General features: G+C 71.8%; 12 protein-coding genes and 1 tRNA gene. 10 read left to right on the top strand and 3 right to left on the bottom strand.

Translation table 11 applies throughout. From position 1 onward, the window contains the following. Positions 1-15: 15 nt before the first annotated feature. Positions 16-975 (top strand): ScbA/BarX family gamma-butyrolactone biosynthesis protein, encoded by a 960-nt coding sequence (locus ACH4VX_RS18085; RefSeq protein WP_398368361.1) that lies wholly within the window; start codon positions 16-18, stop codon positions 973-975. Beyond that, positions 972-1898 carry an NAD-dependent epimerase/dehydratase family protein gene (locus ACH4VX_RS18080; protein ID WP_398368360.1) on the top strand — a complete coding sequence of 309 codons (927 nt, stop codon included), beginning with the start codon at positions 972-974 and terminating at the stop codon, positions 1896-1898. Before ACH4VX_RS18085 ends, ACH4VX_RS18080 begins: the two co-directional genes overlap by 4 nt. Positions 1899-1924: 26 nt before the next feature. Here ACH4VX_RS18080 and ACH4VX_RS18075 read toward each other — a convergent pair whose 3' ends face one another. Continuing rightward, on the bottom strand, positions 1925-2557 hold the full coding sequence (locus ACH4VX_RS18075) for a response regulator (protein ID WP_398368434.1): 633 nt from the start codon (positions 2555-2557) through the stop codon (positions 1925-1927). Positions 2558-2580: 23 nt separating this feature from the next. Continuing rightward, the gene (locus tag ACH4VX_RS18070) at positions 2581-3837 is read right to left on the bottom strand and encodes a sensor histidine kinase (protein ID WP_398368433.1); all 1257 of its coding nucleotides are present in this window, start codon (positions 3835-3837) and stop codon (positions 2581-2583) included. Positions 3838-4046: 209 nt separating this feature from the next. Here ACH4VX_RS18070 and ACH4VX_RS18065 point away from each other — a divergent pair, with 209 nt between their 5' ends. Further along, positions 4047-4793, top strand: a complete 747-nt coding sequence (locus tag ACH4VX_RS18065; RefSeq protein WP_398368359.1) for an ABC transporter ATP-binding protein — start codon at positions 4047-4049, stop codon at positions 4791-4793. Then, entirely contained in the window at positions 4787-7243 is a 2457-nt protein-coding gene (locus ACH4VX_RS18060; protein WP_398368358.1) for an FtsX-like permease family protein, read from the top strand. The genes ACH4VX_RS18065 and ACH4VX_RS18060 overlap by 7 nt, the downstream gene beginning before the upstream one ends. Positions 7244-7547: 304 nt before the next feature. Here the strand turns inward: ACH4VX_RS18060 and ACH4VX_RS18055 are convergent. Beyond that, positions 7548-7631, bottom strand: a tRNA-Leu gene (locus ACH4VX_RS18055). A gap of 519 nt (positions 7632-8150) precedes the next feature. Here ACH4VX_RS18055 and ACH4VX_RS18050 point away from each other — a divergent pair. The 6 genes from ACH4VX_RS18050 (at position 8151) to pknB (ending at position 16316) form a co-directional block, all read left to right on the top strand. After that, positions 8151-9005, top strand: a complete 855-nt coding sequence (locus tag ACH4VX_RS18050; protein WP_398368357.1) for an FhaA domain-containing protein — start codon at positions 8151-8153, stop codon at positions 9003-9005. A 10-nt stretch (positions 9006-9015) separates the two neighbouring features. Next, positions 9016-9525: an FHA domain-containing protein gene (locus tag ACH4VX_RS18045; RefSeq protein ID WP_398368356.1), complete on the top strand. Its 510-nt coding sequence runs from the start codon at positions 9016-9018 to the stop codon at positions 9523-9525. Between the two features lie 141 nt (positions 9526-9666). Beyond that, positions 9667-11208: a Stp1/IreP family PP2C-type Ser/Thr phosphatase gene (locus ACH4VX_RS18040; RefSeq protein WP_398368432.1), complete on the top strand. Its 1542-nt coding sequence runs from the start codon at positions 9667-9669 to the stop codon at positions 11206-11208. Positions 11209-11235: 27 nt separating this feature from the next. Further along, positions 11236-12684 carry an FtsW/RodA/SpoVE family cell cycle protein gene (locus ACH4VX_RS18035; RefSeq protein WP_398368355.1) on the top strand — a complete coding sequence of 483 codons (1449 nt, stop codon included), beginning with the start codon at positions 11236-11238 and terminating at the stop codon, positions 12682-12684. Further along, the gene (locus tag ACH4VX_RS18030) at positions 12681-14147 is read left to right on the top strand and encodes a peptidoglycan D,D-transpeptidase FtsI family protein (RefSeq protein WP_398368354.1); all 1467 of its coding nucleotides are present in this window, start codon (positions 12681-12683) and stop codon (positions 14145-14147) included. Before ACH4VX_RS18035 ends, ACH4VX_RS18030 begins: the two co-directional genes overlap by 4 nt. A gap of 168 nt (positions 14148-14315) precedes the next feature. Then, complete coding sequence (gene pknB, locus ACH4VX_RS18025) at positions 14316-16316, top strand: Stk1 family PASTA domain-containing Ser/Thr kinase (protein ID WP_398368353.1); 2001 nt, start codon at positions 14316-14318, stop codon at positions 16314-16316. Positions 16317-16349 lie beyond the last annotated feature (33 nt).

Here is a 16349-nt window from a genome sequence, read left to right as displayed (position 1 = left end):
TCCTGGAGCGCACTCATGGAGGATCAGACCGGACAGCGGGGCTCGCCCGCAAACACCGCCGGCAGACCCGGTGCCCGCACCCGCGTCACGACCGAACTCGCCCATCGCCCCCGCGCGGCGGACGTCTTCCCGGTCGAATGGGTCCGGCTCTCGGACGTCCGCTTCCGTGTCACCGCCCGCTGGCCCGCCGACCACGCCTTCTTCGGCCCCGTCGACGACCACCGCCAGGATCCGATGATCGTCGGTGAAACGTTGCGTCAGACCTCGATGGCCCTCGCCCACGCGGAGTTCGGCGCCCCCGCCGACACCCACTTCGTCATGCGGGACCTGGACATCTCCACCGACCCGGACCGGCTGCTGCTCGCGGACGCGGACGAGCCGGTCACCGTCGACGTCGTCTGCTCCGAGGTCCGCCGCCGTGGCCGCGGCCTGAACGGCATGCGCACGACGATGGAGTTCCACCGCGCGGGACGCCTCGTCGCCCGGGGCACCGGCAGCACCGGCTGCACCTCCCCGGCCGCCTACCGCCGCCTGCGGGAACGCCAACTGGCCGCCCAGGGGGAGCGAATAGCGCTGCCGGAACCGGTGTCACCCGAACTGGTGGGCCGCCACCGCGCGGAGGACGTCGTCCTCGCCCCCGCGGACCGACCCGGCTCCTGGCTGCTGCGCGCGCACACCGGGCACCCGGTCCTCTTCCCGCGTCCCAACGACCACGTCCCCGGCATGGTCCTGTTCGAAGCGGCCCGCCAGGCCGCGACCGCGGCATCGGGCCGGCTGCCCTTCCTGCCGTCCGAACTGGCCGTCTCCTTCAGCCGGTACGCCGAACTGGACAGCCCCTGCCGGCTCGACACCGAAGTCCTGGACAAGGGCGAGGGCGAGGTGACGGTGCGGGTGTCGGGCACACAGGCCGGCCGGCCCGTCTTCGCCGCCACCCTCACCTGCGCGCCCACGGCCCCGGTACGGTCCCTGCCGTGACCGTCGACCTCCTGATCACCGGCGCGACGGGCTTCATCGGCAGCCGGGCCGTCGCGGCGGCCCGCGGGCGCCCCGACGTCCGCGTCCGCTCACTGTCCCGCCGTACGCCGCCCGAGCGGCCGGACTCCAAGGCGGTGCCCGGTGATCTCGCCGACCCGCGCACCCTGCACGGCAGTTGCGCCGGCGTCGACGTCCTCGTCCACTGCGCCTCCCGCGTGGGCGGTGACCCGGAGTCCGTCGCCGCGGTCAACGACCTCGGCACGAAGGCCCTGGTGGAGGAGGCCGTGCGGAGCGGAGTGCGCCGGATCGTGTACGTGAGCACCGCCGCCGTCCACGGCCGGGGCCCCTTCCGGGGCGTACGGCCCGGCGAGGCCCCGATCGCGCCCGTCTCCGCCACCAGCCGCACCCGCGCGGCGGCCGAACGGCACGTCCTCGACGCGGGCGGCCTGGTGCTGCGCCCGCACCTGGTGCACGGCGAGGGCGACCGCTGGGTGATCCCCGGACTGGTGGGGCTGCTGCGTGAGTTGTCCGCCACCGTGTCCGGCTGCGAGGCGCTCCAGTCGATGATCGACGTCGACACCCTGGGCCGGGCGGTCGTCGCCGCGGCGCTGTCCCCCGGCCACGGCCCCGGCACCCACTACGTGGGCCACCCGGACCCCGTCCCCGCCTCGGAGTTGCTCGCCGCCGTGTGCGAGCGGGTGGAACGGCCCGGCGACGGCGCCTCGGTGGACGTGGCCACCGCCCGCGCCCGGGCCGCCGGATCCCCGCGCGCGCTGCACCACCTGGACATGCTCACCGTGGACCACTGGTTCGCGGACGACGGCTTCTGGAAGGACCTGGACTGCTCACCGGGTGAGGGATTCACCCGTGCGTTCGCGCGGTCGGCTTCCTGGTACCGGTCGTACGTGACGACCGGCCGGTAAGGAAACCGCCTGGCCGGTCTGGCCGATCACGTCCGCAGATAAGCCAGCACCGCCAGGACCCGCCGATGCGTCTCGTCCGTCACCGGCAGGTCCAGCTTGGTGAAGATGCTGCCGATGTGCTTGCCGACGGCGGCCTCCGACACCACCAGCTCGCGGGCGATCGCGCCGTTGGACTTGCCCTGCGCTATCGACGCCAGCACCTCCCGCTCCCGCGGGGACAGCCGCTCCAGCGGGTCGCGGCGGTGGCGCAGCAACTGCCGTACGACCTCGGGATCGACCACCGTGCCGCCGCCCGCGACCTGGCTCAGCGCGGTCACGAACTCCTCGATCTGGCCGACCCGGTCCTTGAGCAGGTAACCGATGCCGGTCCCGTCGCCGGAGTCCAGCAGGTCGGAGGCGTACCGGCGCTGCACGTACTGGCTGAGCACGAGAACGGGCAGCGTGGGCCGCTCGGTGCGCAGGCGCACGGCCGCGTGCAGGCCCTCGTCCTGGAAGCCCGGGGGCATCCGCACGTCCGTCACCACGATGTCGGGTTCGTGTTTCCCGGCCTCGACGACCAGCGCCTCGGCGTCACCGACCGCCGCGACGACCTCGTGCCCGCACTCCCGGAGCAGGCCGATCAGGCCCTCCCGCAGCAGCACGCTGTCCTCGGCCAGCACGACGCGCAGTGCTCGGCCGTCCGTCAGGGAGAGCAAGGGGCGCAAGGGATCTCCACACGCAGCAGGGTCGGTCCGCCCACCGGGCTGGACAAGGTGAGTCTGCCATCGAGCACCGACACCCGGTCGGCGAGTCCGGTCAGCCCGCTGCCCGCCCCGGCCCGTGCGCCGCCCCGCCCGTCGTCGCGGACCTCCAGCAGCAGCCGCCCGTCACGGTGCCCGCCGTCCACCCGCGCGCGGCTCGCCCCACTGTGCCGGGCGACGTTGGCGAGCGCCTCGCACACCACGAAGTACGCGGCGGCCTCGACCGGCGTGGGCAGCCGGCCGGTGAGATCCAGATCCAGGTCCACGGGTACGGCGGACCGGTCGGCGGCGTCGGCGACCGCGGCCTCGAGACCGTAGTCGGTGAGGACCCGGGGGTGGATGCCGTGGATGAGCTCCCGCAGCTCCCGAAGCGCCCGGCCCACCTCGTCGTGGGCCTTGGCGAGCCGGTCGGCGAGCGGTCCGGGCGGCGCCTCCAGGCGGGCCAGACCCAGCGTCATCGTCAGGGCGACCAGACGCTGCTGGGCCCCGTCGTGCAGATCGCGCTCGATGCGCCGCCGTTCCACCTCGAAGGCCTCCACCAGCCGCACCCGGGACCGGGTCAGTTCGGTCACCCTGGCGTCCAGGTCGGTCTCGCGCGGGGCGATCAGCAGCCGGGTCAGTCCCGCGCGGGCACCCGCCGCAACGCCCAGCAGGTAGGCGCCCAGGGCGAGCAGGACGATCCCGAGCAGTGCGGCACCGGCCGCCGCCGGCCAGGTGGTGACCGTCCACAGCTTGAGGACCTTCGCCTCCCTGCCGTCCCCGACCGTGGCCATCAGCAACGGGGTGGCGGTCACGGCCGCCGGGAGGAGCAGACCGGCCGTGAACACGAGGGCGTCGACCGGCCACAGCAGGCCCGCGAACAGCAGGGTGTGACCGAACTCCCGCCAGGTGGCCCGCTCCCGCAGCCGGGCGGTCAGCCAGGCCCGCAGGCCGGGGGTGGCGGGCGGCCGGTGCGGGTCGGGTACCGGATCGCGGTCGACCAGCCGCAGCCGCCACCGCTCCAGCCGGGCCACCGGTATGCCCGCGAGGACGGTGCCGAGCAGCAGCGGCAGCCCCACCAGGGCGAGCGCGAGCACCCCGCCGGCCACCACCGACACCACGATGCCCACGAGCACGACCGCGCCGGTCACCGCGCCGGTGAGCAGATACACGGCCGAGCGCCACGGCCACACCGACAGCGCGTAGCCGGGACGGGACATGGCCTGCCAGAGGTTTCGAGGCTGCATGCGGATCACCGTAGAAGCCGGCGCCGCCCGGGGCCATCGGCCTGGCCGGAGGCTTCGGGGTATGCCTGGCCCTACCTCTTTTCTCGCCTCTGCCGCACTGCGCCGACCGGCTCCCGGACGGTTTCGTTTCCCTCGGACGACCAGCCCGGCAGCGGCCGGGCCCGGACAGGGGAGTGGAGCACATGAGCCAGAAGGACGGCGACGCGATCACCTTGCGTCGGGTGAGCCGGCGGTACGGGTCGGGCGGCGGGGCGGTGAGCGCGCTGGACGAGGTCTCCCTCGCCTTCCCGCGCGGGAGTTTCACCGCCGTGATGGGCCCGTCCGGCTCCGGCAAGTCGACGCTGCTGCAGTGCGCCGCCGGACTCGACCGGCCCACCTCGGGCTCGGTCACCGTCGGCGGCACCGAGCTGACCGGACTCGGTGAGAGACGGCTGACCCTGCTGCGCCGCGAGCGCATCGGCTTCGTCTTCCAGGCGTTCAACCTGCTGCCGGCGCTGACCGCCGAGCAGAACGTCGCCCTCCCGCTGCGGCTGGCCGGCCGGCGCGTGCCGCGGGCCCGGATCCGTGAGGCGCTCCACCAGGTCGGTCTCGGTGACCGCGCCCGGCACCGGCCCGCCGAGCTGTCCGGCGGGCAGCAGCAGCGGGTCGCGCTGGCCCGTGCCCTGATCACCCGCCCCGACGTGCTGTTCGCCGACGAACCGACCGGCGCGCTGGACTCCCGCACCGGACACGAGGTGCTCACGCTGCTGCGTGGCATGGCCGACCGGGAGGGACAGACGATCGTCATGGTGACCCACGACCCGGTGGCCGCCTCCCGCGCCGACCGCGTGGTCTTCCTGGTCGACGGCCGTGTCCACGGCGAGCTGTCCGGCGCGGGTGCCGACACCGTCGCCGCGCGGATGACCGGACTGGAGGCCGTGCCGTGCTGAACCTCGCCCTGCGCACCCTGCGCGCCCGGTGGCTCACCTTCGCCGGCAGCTTCACCGCCCTCGCGCTGGGCGTGGCCCTCCTCACCGTCATGGGACTCGCCCTCGCCTCCTCCCTGGACGCTCCCGCGCGGGGGCCGGAACGGTTCGCCGCCGCCCCGGCCGTGGTGAAGGGCGCGGACACCCTGCGGGTACCGACGCCCAACGGCGAACGGACCGGGAAACTGGCGCACCCGCGCGCGGTGCCTGCAGAGACCGTCGCGAAGCTGCGCCGGCTCGGCACGGTCGTCGAGGACCGCTCCTACCCCGTGCGCGCGGAGGGCGGTCCCGGCGAGCTGACCGGCCACCCCTGGTCCACCGCCGCGTTCGCCCCGTACGCCGTCGAGGCGGGCCGTGCGCCCCGCGCGGACGACGAGGTCGTCGTCAGCGGCGACTGGGCGCGGCCCGGCACACGGGTGCGCACGGACCACGGCACCGTGCGGGTCGTGGGCACCGTGGCCGGCCGCGGCTTCGAGCACGCCGTCTTCCACACCGACGCGCGCGCCGCCGAGCTGTCCCCGGCCGTCGTCCAGCTGGTCGTGGACGCCGACCCGACGGCCGTACGGGAAGCGGTGCGCGGAGCCGAGGGCGTCCGGGTCCTCACCGGGAAGAGCCGCCGGTACGCCGACGCGGATCCCGAACGCGACAGCAAGGCGCTGACCGCGATGAACGCCCTGTTCGGCACGGCGGGCGGGGTCTCCGCCTTCGTCTCGGTGTTCGTGGTGGCGTCCACCTTCGCCTTCACGGTCGACCGGCGGCGCCGGGAGTTCGGACTGCTGCGCACCGCGGGCGCCACCCCGGGCCAGATACGGCGCACGGTGTTCTGCGAGGCCCTGCTGATCGGGGTACTCGCCTCGGCCGCCGGCTGCGCGCTCGGCGGGTACGCGGCACCCTCGCTCGCCGCGTGGGTGGCCGACGTGGAGCTGGCGCCGGGCTGGTTCACCATCGGCGACGCGCACTGGCCGTACCACGTGGCGTTCTGGACGGGGCTCCTCGTCGCCCTGAGCGGTGTCGTCGTGGCCTCCTGGCGGGCGGGGCGCACGGGCCCCGCCCAGGCGCTGCGCGAGGCGTCCGCCGACAGCGGGGCCATGACACGGGGGCGGTGGCTGTGCGGCACGGCTCTGCTGCTGACCGCCGGGGTGACGCTCGCCCTGGCGCTGCTCGGCGATCCGGGCGACCTGCTGCACCGCAAGACCTACGTCAGCCGGCCCATGCTGCTGATCACCGCCGCCGCGCTGCTCACCCCGCTGGTGGTGCGCCCGCTGACCCGGCTGTCCACCTGGCTTCCGGCCCGGCTGCCGGGGGCGGTCGGCATGCTGGTGCGTGAGAACGCGGCCGCCGGGGTGCGCCGTACGGCCGCGGTCGCGGCGCCCGTGCTGGTCACGGTCGCCCTCGCGGGCTCGTTGCTCGGGGCCACCGCCACCCTGGACCGGGCCAGGGCCGCCGAGACGCGGGAGCGGACCACCGCGGCGTTCGTCGTCACAGCCGCGGGTGACGGGTCCTTCGACGCACGGACGCTGGACCGGCTGCGCGCGGTGCCCGGCGCGCGGGTGTCGGAGAGCGCGCCGAGCACGGTGTACGTCCTGGAGGAGGGCGTGGCGCTGATCAGGTCCGAGGCCCGGGCCGTCGGCCCCGGGGCGCTGGCGGCCACCGCGCGGCTGCCGCTCGCCGCGGGGAAGGTCACCGACCTCGACGACGGCTCGATCGTCGTCAACGAGGAGTGGGAGCGGCACACGGTCGGGCAGCGCGTGCGGGTGTGGCTCGGGGACGGCACGGAGCGGACGCTGCGGATCGCCGCGGTGATGACCACCGGCACCGGCGACAACGGCGTCTACGTCACCCCGGCCAACGCTCCGGGCGCGCGCGTGGACCGGGTGGACGTCGCCCTCGCGGACGGTGCCGACGCGCGCGTGGTGGCCGCCGGTCTGGAGCGGGCGGTACGGCCCGCCGGCGGTCAGGTCCGCACCGGGGACCGGTGGGCAGCCGCCTCGGACCCCGGGAGCGAACGCGCCACCCGTTACGGCCTCCTGCTGGTCCTCGGCATCGCCCTGCTCTACACGGGCATCTCCCTGGCCAACACCATGGTCATGGCGACCTCCGACCGGGTGCGCGACCTCGCGGTACTGCGGCTGGCCGGGGCCACGCGGTGGCAGGTGCTGCGGATGGTGGGCGCGGAGTCGCTGACGGTGGTCGCGGTCGGCGCGGTCCTGGGTCTGACCGTGGCCGCGCTCAACCTGGCCGGCATGGGGGGAGCACTGGCCCTGCTCTCGGCCCCCGCCACGATCGCCCTCCCCTGGTCCACGCTCGCCGCCGTCACGGCCGCCTGCGCCGTACTCGCCACGGCCTCCGCGGTCGTCCCCACCGCCCTCGCCCTGCGCCGGCCCGCACTGGAATCGGCGGGCGTCCGCGAGTAGCCCCTTCGAAGCCCGCACTGGAATCGGCGGGCGTCCGCGAGTAGCCCCTTCGAAGCCCGCACTGGAATCGGCGGGCGTCCGCGAGTGAACCCACGAGGCCCGCTCCGGACGTCCCGCCGGCGCCCTCCCCGCACCCTTTCGAGGGCCTCCCCGGAGGCCCTCACCACGCGCCCCGAGGGCGAACGGCACGCCACTCCACGACGAAAAGGATCATGAGATGTTCCTCACACACCACCCCGCCACCGCACCCGCTCCGAGCACGCGAAACGGGCGGCATCCGATGGATGCCGCCCGTTCGACGGTGTGCGCGAGGGGGGAGTTGAACCCCCACGCCCTTTCGGGCACTGGAACCTGAATCCAGCGCGTCTGCCTATTCCGCCACCCGCGCATTGGGTGTGTCCTCCGGGCCCTGCCCCTTGGGGCCTTGCGCCTTCCGACACCCAGAACATTAGCACGCTGGTCGGGATGGATTCACACCCCTTTCCCCACGGCCGCCCCCACCGCTCCCACCGCCCCCGACGAGCCCGGATCACCCCGGCCGGCCTCCTCACGGCCCCCGATGTCGCGGCGGTGACCGCTTCACGTATCAACCTCGTACCGGTAGTCCCCGTCTGTCCAGGAGCCGGACGGAGTCCACAGCCGGGTGCGGGACACTGGGCTGCGGCCCCCTCTACGATCCATGGCAGAACGACGCGCACGAGCACGGACGAAGGAGTTCGCCGAAGGAGTTCGAAGAAGGGCTCCGGAGGGAACTTCGTCAGGCGTCGACACCCGTCGACCGGGCCGACAGGGGGAACCAGCCGATCGACCGGCGCGTGGATACGATCAGTAAGCAGTACCAGGTAGGCGGTGCGCGAAACGGTGCGCCGGGCAGTACACAGGACGGCAGCGACGGAGGAGGTGCCCCATGGGAGTCCTGAAGAAGTTCGAGCAGCGTCTCGAAGGTCTGGTCAACGGCACCTTCGCCAAGGTGTTCAAGTCCGAGGTGCAGCCCGTGGAGATCGCGGGAGCGCTCCAGCGGGAGTGCGACAACAACGCCACCATCTGGAACCGCGACCGCACCGTCGTACCCAACGACTTCATCGTCGAACTGAGCACCCCGGACTTCGAGCGGCTCAGCCCGTACTCCGGCCAGCTCGGCGACGAGCTCGCCGGCATGGTGCGCGACTACGCCAAGTCGCAGCGCTACACCTTCATGGGTCCCATCAAGGTGCACCTGGAGAAGGCGGACGACCTCGACACCGGCCTGTACCGGGTCCGCAGCCGTACGCTCGCCTCCTCCACCGGCCAGGCCCCCGCCGCTCCCGGCGGCGCACCGCCGGCCGGCCGCCCCGGAGGCTACGGCTACCCGCCGGCCGGCCCCGCGGGCGCCCCGCCCATGCCGGCCGCGCCGCCGCCCGGCGGCAGGCCCGCCGGTGGTTACGGCTACCCGCAGCCCGCGGGCGGCCAGCGGCCCCCCGCCGCCCCCACGGCCGGCGGACGCACCCGCTACTGGATCGAGATCAACGGCACCCGCCACCAGATCTCCCGCGCCACCCTCGTGATGGGCCGCAGCACCGAAGCCGACGTACGGATCGACGACCCCGGCGTCTCCCGCCGGCACTGCGAGATCCGGACCGGAACGCCCTCGACGATCCAGGATCTCGGATCCACCAACGGCATCGTGGTGGACGGGCAGCACACCACCCGCGCTACGCTCCGCGACGGCTCGCGGATCGTCGTGGGCAGCACCACCGTTATCTATAGGCAAGCCGAAGGGTGAAGCGGGGGCAATGTCAGAGCTGACCCTCACGGTCATGCGGCTGGGGTTCCTGGCCGTACTGTGGCTGTTCGTGATCGTGGCCGTACAGGTCATCCGGAGTGACCTGTTCGGCACCCGCGTCACCCAGCGCGGATCCCGGCGGGACGCCGGCCGGGCGCAGCAGGCGGCCCGCCAGGCGCCTCCGCCGCAGCGCCAGCAGTCCGGCGGCGGACGCCGCGGCCGCAACACCCCCACCAAGCTGGTCGTGTCCGAGGGCACCCTCACCGGCACCACCGTCGCCCTCCAGGGCCAGACCATCACCCTGGGCCGGGCGCACGACAGCACGATCGTGCTGGACGACGACTACGCCTCCAGCCGCCATGCCAGGATCTACCCGGACCGCGACGGTCAGTGGATCGTCGAGGACCTGGGCTCCACCAACGGCACCTACCTGGACCGGACCCGGCTGACGACCCCCACACCGATTTCGCTGGGCGCACCGATCCGCATCGGCAAGACCGTCATCGAGCTGCGGAAGTAGTGCTACACCAATGAATGAGCGCGAGCGGAGCGAGCACGCAGTGGGGGTCCCCATCCAGGGCCCCGGCGCGCTCCCGACCGGAGGGTGGGCAGTGTGGCTCGACACGACCGGCTGTACCCGGAGCCGACAGGCGAGGTGCGCATGAGTCTGTCCCTGCGCTTCGCCGCCGGATCGCACAAGGGCATGATCCGCGAGGGCAACGAGGACTCCGGTTACGCCGGTCCCCGCCTGCTCGCCATCGCCGACGGCATGGGCGGCGCCGCCGCCGGCGAGGTCGCCTCCTCCGAGGCGATCTCCACCATCGTCGCCCTCGACGACGACGTCCCCGGCTCCGACCTGCTCACCTCGCTCGGCACCGCCGTCCAGCGCGCCAACGACCAGCTGCGCATGATGGTCGAGGAGGACCCCCAGCTCGAGGGCATGGGCACCACCCTGACCGCCCTGCTGTGGACCGGTCAGCGCCTCGGCATGGTGCACGTCGGCGACTCCCGCGCCTACCTCCTGCGTGACGGCGTCCTCACCCAGATCACCCAGGACCACACCTGGGTGCAGCGTCTGGTCGACGAGGGCCGGATCACCGAGGAGGAGGCCACCACCCACCCGCAGCGCTCCCTGCTCATGCGGGCCCTCGGCAGCGGCGAACACGTCGAACCCGACCTGTCCATTCGCGAGGTCCGGGCCGGCGACCGGTACCTGATCTGCTCCGACGGCCTGTCCGGCGTGGTCTCCCACCAGACCCTCGAGGACACCCTGGCCAGCTACCAGGGCCCCGAGGAGACCGTCCAGAACCTGATCGAGCTGGCCCTGCGCGGCGGCGGTCCCGACAACATCACCGTGATCATCGCCGACGTCCTGGACCTCGACACCGGTGACACCCTCGCCGGGCAGCTGTCCGACACCCCGGTCGTGGTCGGCGCCGTCGCCGAGAACCAGAACCAGCTCTCCGACAACGGCATCATGCAGACCCCCGCCGGCCGCGCCTCCGGTCTCGGCCGCCGGCGCGGAGAGGGCGGCGGGGGCGAGTTCGGCCCGCCCGGCAGCGGCGACATCACCGGCTTCATCCCCACCGACGGCTTCGCCTACGGCGACGACGACTTCACCAAGCCCGGCAAGAACCGCCGGTGGCTCAAGCGGTCCGTCTACAGCCTGCTCGCGCTCGCCGTCCTCGGCGGCGGCATGTACGGCGGCTGGCGCTGGACCCAGACGCAGTACTACGTCGGCACCAAGGGCGAGCACGTCGCGTTGTACCGGGGCATCAACCAGGACCTCGCCTGGGTCTCCCTCTCGAAGGTCGAGAAGGACCACCCCGAGATCGAACTCAAGTACCTGCCGCCCTACCAGCAGAAGCTGGTCGAGGCGACCATCGCCGAAGGCGACCTCTACGGCGCCCGCGCGAAGATCGAGGAACTGTCGGTGCAGGCCTCCGCGTGCAAGAAGCAGGCCGAACGGCGCTCCGCCGAGAGCGAGAAGAACGCGAAGACCGGCGAGGGCGAGGCCGGAGGCACCACGGGAACCACACCCGCCTCCTTCACGTCCAAGGCTTCGCCGACGCCGAACCCCTCGGGCTCGGCGAAGGCACCGGAGCAGTCCACGCCCCCGTCCACGACCGCACCCACCTCCAGCCCCGGCCCCAGCCTCTCGGAGGAGGAGCAGAAGGTCGTCTCGCTGTGCGGTAAGCAGTAGGCAAGCCGTGAGAGGCCCTGTCACACGATGAGCAGTACTACCAACCCGTCGACGCAGCACACGTCCACGATCGGCGCGATCGGAGCGCCCAGCCGACGCAACACCGAGCTCGCGCTCCTGGTGTTCGCCGTCGTCATCCCGGTCTTCGCCTACGCCAACGTGGGGCTGGCCATCAGCGACGAGCTGCCCACCGGGCTGCTGAGCTACGGCCTGGGCCTCGGCCTGATGGCGGGCGTCGGCCACCTCGCCGTACGGAAGTTCGCCCCGTACGCGGACCCGCTGATGCTGCCGCTGGCCACCCTGCTCAACGGCATCGGCCTGGTCGCCATCTGGCGCCTGGACCAGTCGAAGCGGCTGCAGGCGAGCAGCACGTTCGTCGAGGCGGCGCCGCGCCAGCTGATGTACTCCGCGCTCGGCGTCGGCCTGTTCATGGCCGTACTGTTCTTCCTCAAGGACCACCGCGTCCTGCAGCGCTACACCTACATCTCCATGGCCGGCGCGCTGATCCTGCTGCTCCTGCCGCTGGTCCCGGGCCTCGGCCACAACGTCTACGGCGCCAAGATCTGGATCAAGATCCCCGGTCTCGGCACCCTCCAGCCAGGCGAGTTCGCCAAGATCGTCCTCGCGGTCTTCTTCGCGGGCTACCTCATGGTCAAACGCGACGCCCTGGCCCTCGCCAGCCGCCGCTTCATGGGGCTCTACCTGCCCCGCGGCCGCGACCTCGGCCCGATCATCGTCGTCTGGATCATCTCCATCCTGATCCTGGTCTTCGAGACCGACCTCGGCACCTCGCTGCTGTTCTTCGGCATGTTCGTGATCATGCTGTACGTCGCCACCGAGCGGACCAGCTGGATCGTGTTCGGCCTGCTGATGTCCGCGGTCGGCGCCGTCGGCGTGGCGAGCTTCGAACCGCACATCCAGACGCGCGTGCAGGCCTGGCTCGACCCGATGCGCGAGTACGAACTCAGCCGCGCCGGAGTCAGCGACGGCATCGTCCACTCCGAGCAGGCCATGCAGGCCCTGTGGGCCTTCGGCTCCGGCGGCACCCTCGGCACCGGCTGGGGCCAGGGCAACTCCGACCTCATCGGCTTCGCCTCCAACTCCGACTTCATCCTCGCCACCTTCGGCGAGGAGATCGGCCTGGCCGGCGTCATGGCACTGATCCTGCTCTACGCGCTGATCGTGGAACGCGGCGTGCGCACCGCCCTCGCCGCCCGCGACCCCTTCGGCAAACTGCTCGCCATCGGCCTGTCCGGCGCCTTCGCGCTCCAGGTCTTCGTCGTCGCCGGCGGCGTCATGGGCCTGATCCCGCTGACCGGTATGACGATGCCCTTCCTGGCGTACGGCGGCTCCTCCGTCATCGCCAACTGGGCGCTGATCGGCATCCTGCTCAGAATCAGCGACACCGCCCGCCGTCCGGCGCCCGCCCCCGCCGCCAACCCCGACGCCGAGATGACACAGGTGGTCCGCCCGTGAACAAGCCCCTGCGCCGGGTCGCGATCTTCTGCGGCCTGCTCATCCTCGCCCTGCTCATCCGGGGCAACTGGCTGCAGTACGCCCAGGCCGACAAGCTGGCCACGGACACCGAGAACCGCCGCGTCAACATCGAGCGCTACGCCACCCCACGCGGCAACATCATCGTCGACGGCAAGGCGATCACCGGTTCCGTCGAGTCCAAGAGCGGCGACTACAAGTTCAAGCGCACCTGGACCGACGGCGCCATGTGGGCGCCCATCACCGGCTACTCCTCACAGGCCTTCGGCGCCAACCAGCTGGAGAGCCTGGAGGACGGCATCCTCACCGGCAACGACGACCGGCTCTTCTTCCGCAACACCCTCGACATGATCACGGGCAAGCCGAAGGAAGGCGGCAGCGTCGTCACCACCCTCGACGCCGCCGCGCAGAAGGCCGCGTACAAGGGTCTCGGCGACAAGAAGGGCGCCGTCGCCGCGATCGACCCGGCGACCGGCAAGATCCTGGCGCTGGCCTCCACGCCGTCGTACGACCCGTCGAAGTTCGCCGGGGCCTCCAACGAGGACGCCAAGGCCTGGCAGGCAGTCCAGAAGGCGAACAACCCCGACGACCCGATGCTGAACCGGGCGCTGCGCGAGACCTACTCGCCGGGCTCCACCTTCAAGGTGGTCACCGCCGCCGCGGCGCTGGAGGAGGGCTTGGTCACCGACATCGACACCAAGACCGACACGCCGGAACCGTGGATCATGCCGGACACCACCACGCCCCTGCGGAACCACGGGAACATCCCCTGCGAGAACGCCACCCTGCGCGTGGCCATGCAGTACTCCTGCAACTCCGTTTTCGGCAAGCTCAGCCACGAGGTCGGCAACGAGCAGATGATCGAGTACGCGGAGAAGTTCGGCTTCAACAACCCCGAGCTGGACACCCCGGTCCGCGCCGCCGAGAGCGTCTTCCCCGAGGACAACAGGTCGCAGAACGCCATGGCCGGCATCGGCCAGGCCTCCAACCGCGCCACCCCGCTCCAGATGGCCATGGTCACCGCCGCCATCGCCAACGACGGCAAGCTGATGAAGCCGTACATGGTCGACCAGCTCAAGGCCGCGAACCTGGACACCATCGAGACGACCGAACCGCAGGAGCTGTCCCAGCCCCTCTCCTCGGAGAACGCCCAGAAGATCCAGGAAATGATGGAGACCGTCGTCGAGGACGGCACCGGAGGCAACGCACGGATCGACGGTGTCACCGTCGGCGGCAAGACCGGTACCGCCGAGCGCGGCGTCAACAACAGCGAGACGCCCTACGCCTGGTTCATCTCGTACGCCAAGACCGACGAGGGTTCCCCGGTCGCCGTCGCCGTCGTCGTCGAGGACAGCAAAGCGACCGGTGCCGACATCAGCGGTGGCGGCCTGGCCGCACCGATCGCCAAGGACGTCATGGAGGCGGTCCTCAAGGGCAAGCAGTGACTCCCCTCACGTCCGCTTCACATCGGTGCACGTTGAGGTACCGGTCCTGTATCGGCTGACGTACTTGGCCAGGTCACACAAAACGAGCCGGGTACGGTAGGCCCGGACGGCAGCCTCCGGCGGCACGAGCGTGCCGCCCGGGACCGACGGAGAGGGCTGGTAGTAGCTATGGAAGAGCCGCGTCGCCTCGGCGGCCGGTACGAGCTGGGCCCGGTGCTCGGCCGTGGTGGCATGGCGGAGGTTTACCACGCGCATGACACCAGGCTCGGGCGCCAGGTGGCGGTGAAGACGCTGCGCGCGGATCTCGCACGCGACCCGTCCTTCCAGGCCCGGTTCCGCCGGGAGGCCCAGTCGGCCGCCTCGCTCAACCATCCCGCGATCGTGGCGGTCTACGACACGGGCGAGGACTACATCGACAACGTGTCGATCCCGTACATCGTCATGGAGTACGTCGACGGCTCCACGCTCCGTGAGCTCCTGCACAGCGGCCGCAAGCTGCTGCCGGAGCGCACGCTGGAGATGACCATCGGCATCCTCCAGGCCCTGGAGTACTCGCACCGGGCCGGCATCGTCCACCGCGACATCAAGCCGGCCAACGTCATGCTGACGCGCAACGGCCAGGTCAAGGTCATGGACTTCGGCATCGCCCGCGCGATGGGCGACTCCGGCATGACGATGACGCAGACCTCGGCCGTCATCGGCACCGCGCAGTACCTCTCGCCGGAGCAGGCCAAGGGCGAGCAGGTCGACGCGCGCTCCGACCTGTACTCCACCGGCTGCCTGCTGTACGAACTGCTGACCGTCCGGCCGCCCTTCGTGGGCGACTCCCCGGTCGCGGTCGCCTACCAGCACGTACGGGAGGAACCGCAGCCGCCGAGCGTCTTCGACCCCGAGATCACGCCCGAGATGGACGCGATCGTGCTGAAGGCGCTCGTCAAGGACCCCGACTACCGGTACCAGTCGGCCGACGAGATGCGCGCCGACATCGAGGCCTGCCTCGACGGCCAGCCCGTCGCGGCGACCGCCGCCCTGGGCGCGGCCGGCTACGGCGGCTACCCCGACGACCAGCCGACGACGGCACTGCGCGCGGACGCCGGCGCCGGAGCGGCGACGTCGATGCTGCCGCCCATGAACCCGGACGACGGCGGCTACGGCTACGACGACCGCCAGAGCCGCCGGCGCCAGCCGAAGAAGAACAACACCTCGACGATATTGCTGGTCGTGGCGGGTGTCCTGGTCCTCATCGGCGCGATCCTGATCGGCCGCTGGGCCATCAGCGGCAGCGGTGGCGTGGACAACGACAAGGTCGCGACCCCGAACTTCATCGGCGAGGCCAAAGCGGACGCCGAACAGCTGGCCGTCAACGGCGATTTGAAGCTCACCTTCAAGGAAGGGCCCTGCGAGAACCAGAGCAAGGGCAAGATCTGCGACCAGGACCCCGACGCGGGCACCAAGGTCGACAAGGACTCCACCGTCAATCTGACGGTCTCCACCGGTGCGCCGAAGGTGACCGTGCCCGACGTGCAGGGCCTCACCTACGAGAAGGCGAAGTCCCAGCTCGAGGAGAAGGGCTTCACGGTCGAGCAGGAGACGGAGGTGTCCGACCAGACCCCGGGTGTGGTCATCGGACAGGACCCCGAGGGCGACACGGAGCAGGAGAAGGGCAGCACGATCACCCTCACCGTCGCCAAGGAGGCGGACAAGGCAACCGTGCCCGACGTCACCAACAGGACCTGTGACGAGGCCAAGGCGCAGATGACCGGCAACGGGCTCGTCGGCAACTGCGTCGAGGTGGAGACGGACAACCAGGCGCTGGTCGGCAAGGTCATCGGCACCGATCCCCAGCAGGGCACCCAGCTCGCCAAGAACTCGCCGGTCACCATCCAGATCGGCAAGGCCAAGGAGAACCAGCAGGTCGCGGTTCCGAACATCAATGGGCAGACCCTCAAGGACGCCCGGAGGATGATCGAGCAGGCCGGACTGGTGGTCGGCAACATCGGTGGTTCGCAGGACGAGAACAGCAGGGTCGTCGCGTCCAACCCCGGCCAGGGCAACCCGGTCGACAAGGGCACGGCGGTCAGCCTGGTCACCGTGGACCAGGGCGGCAACAACGGGGGCAACAACGGCGGCATCTTCGGCGGCCTCACCGGCGGCAACGAGGACGACTGACCCGCAGCGCCCCGCATGACAGGAGCCCCGGTG

It is taken from the genome of Streptomyces sp. NPDC020731, assembly GCF_044334705.1.
GTDB lineage: Bacteria > Actinomycetota > Actinomycetes > Streptomycetales > Streptomycetaceae > Streptomyces.
This window is presented reverse-complemented; position numbering and strand designations above follow the sequence as displayed.

Excerpts from the sequence above, each read along its gene's own strand:
- ACH4VX_RS18065 (WP_398368359.1), top strand. The coding sequence starts at position 4,047 with ATGAGCCAGAAGGACGGCGACGCGATCACCTTGCGTCGGGTGAGCCGG.
- ACH4VX_RS18035 (WP_398368355.1), top strand. The coding sequence starts at position 11,236 with ATGAGCAGTACTACCAACCCGTCGACGCAGCACACGTCCACGATCGGC.
- ACH4VX_RS18045 (WP_398368356.1), top strand. The coding sequence starts at position 9,016 with ATGTCAGAGCTGACCCTCACGGTCATGCGGCTGGGGTTCCTGGCCGTA.
- ACH4VX_RS18050 (WP_398368357.1), top strand. The coding sequence starts at position 8,151 with ATGGGAGTCCTGAAGAAGTTCGAGCAGCGTCTCGAAGGTCTGGTCAAC.
- ACH4VX_RS18085 (WP_398368361.1), top strand. The coding sequence starts at position 16 with ATGGAGGATCAGACCGGACAGCGGGGCTCGCCCGCAAACACCGCCGGC.
- ACH4VX_RS18040 (WP_398368432.1), top strand. The coding sequence starts at position 9,667 with ATGAGTCTGTCCCTGCGCTTCGCCGCCGGATCGCACAAGGGCATGATC.
- ACH4VX_RS18070 (WP_398368433.1), bottom strand. The coding sequence starts at position 3,837 with ATGTCCCGTCCCGGCTACGCGCTGTCGGTGTGGCCGTGGCGCTCGGCC.
- pknB (WP_398368353.1), top strand. The coding sequence starts at position 14,316 with ATGGAAGAGCCGCGTCGCCTCGGCGGCCGGTACGAGCTGGGCCCGGTG.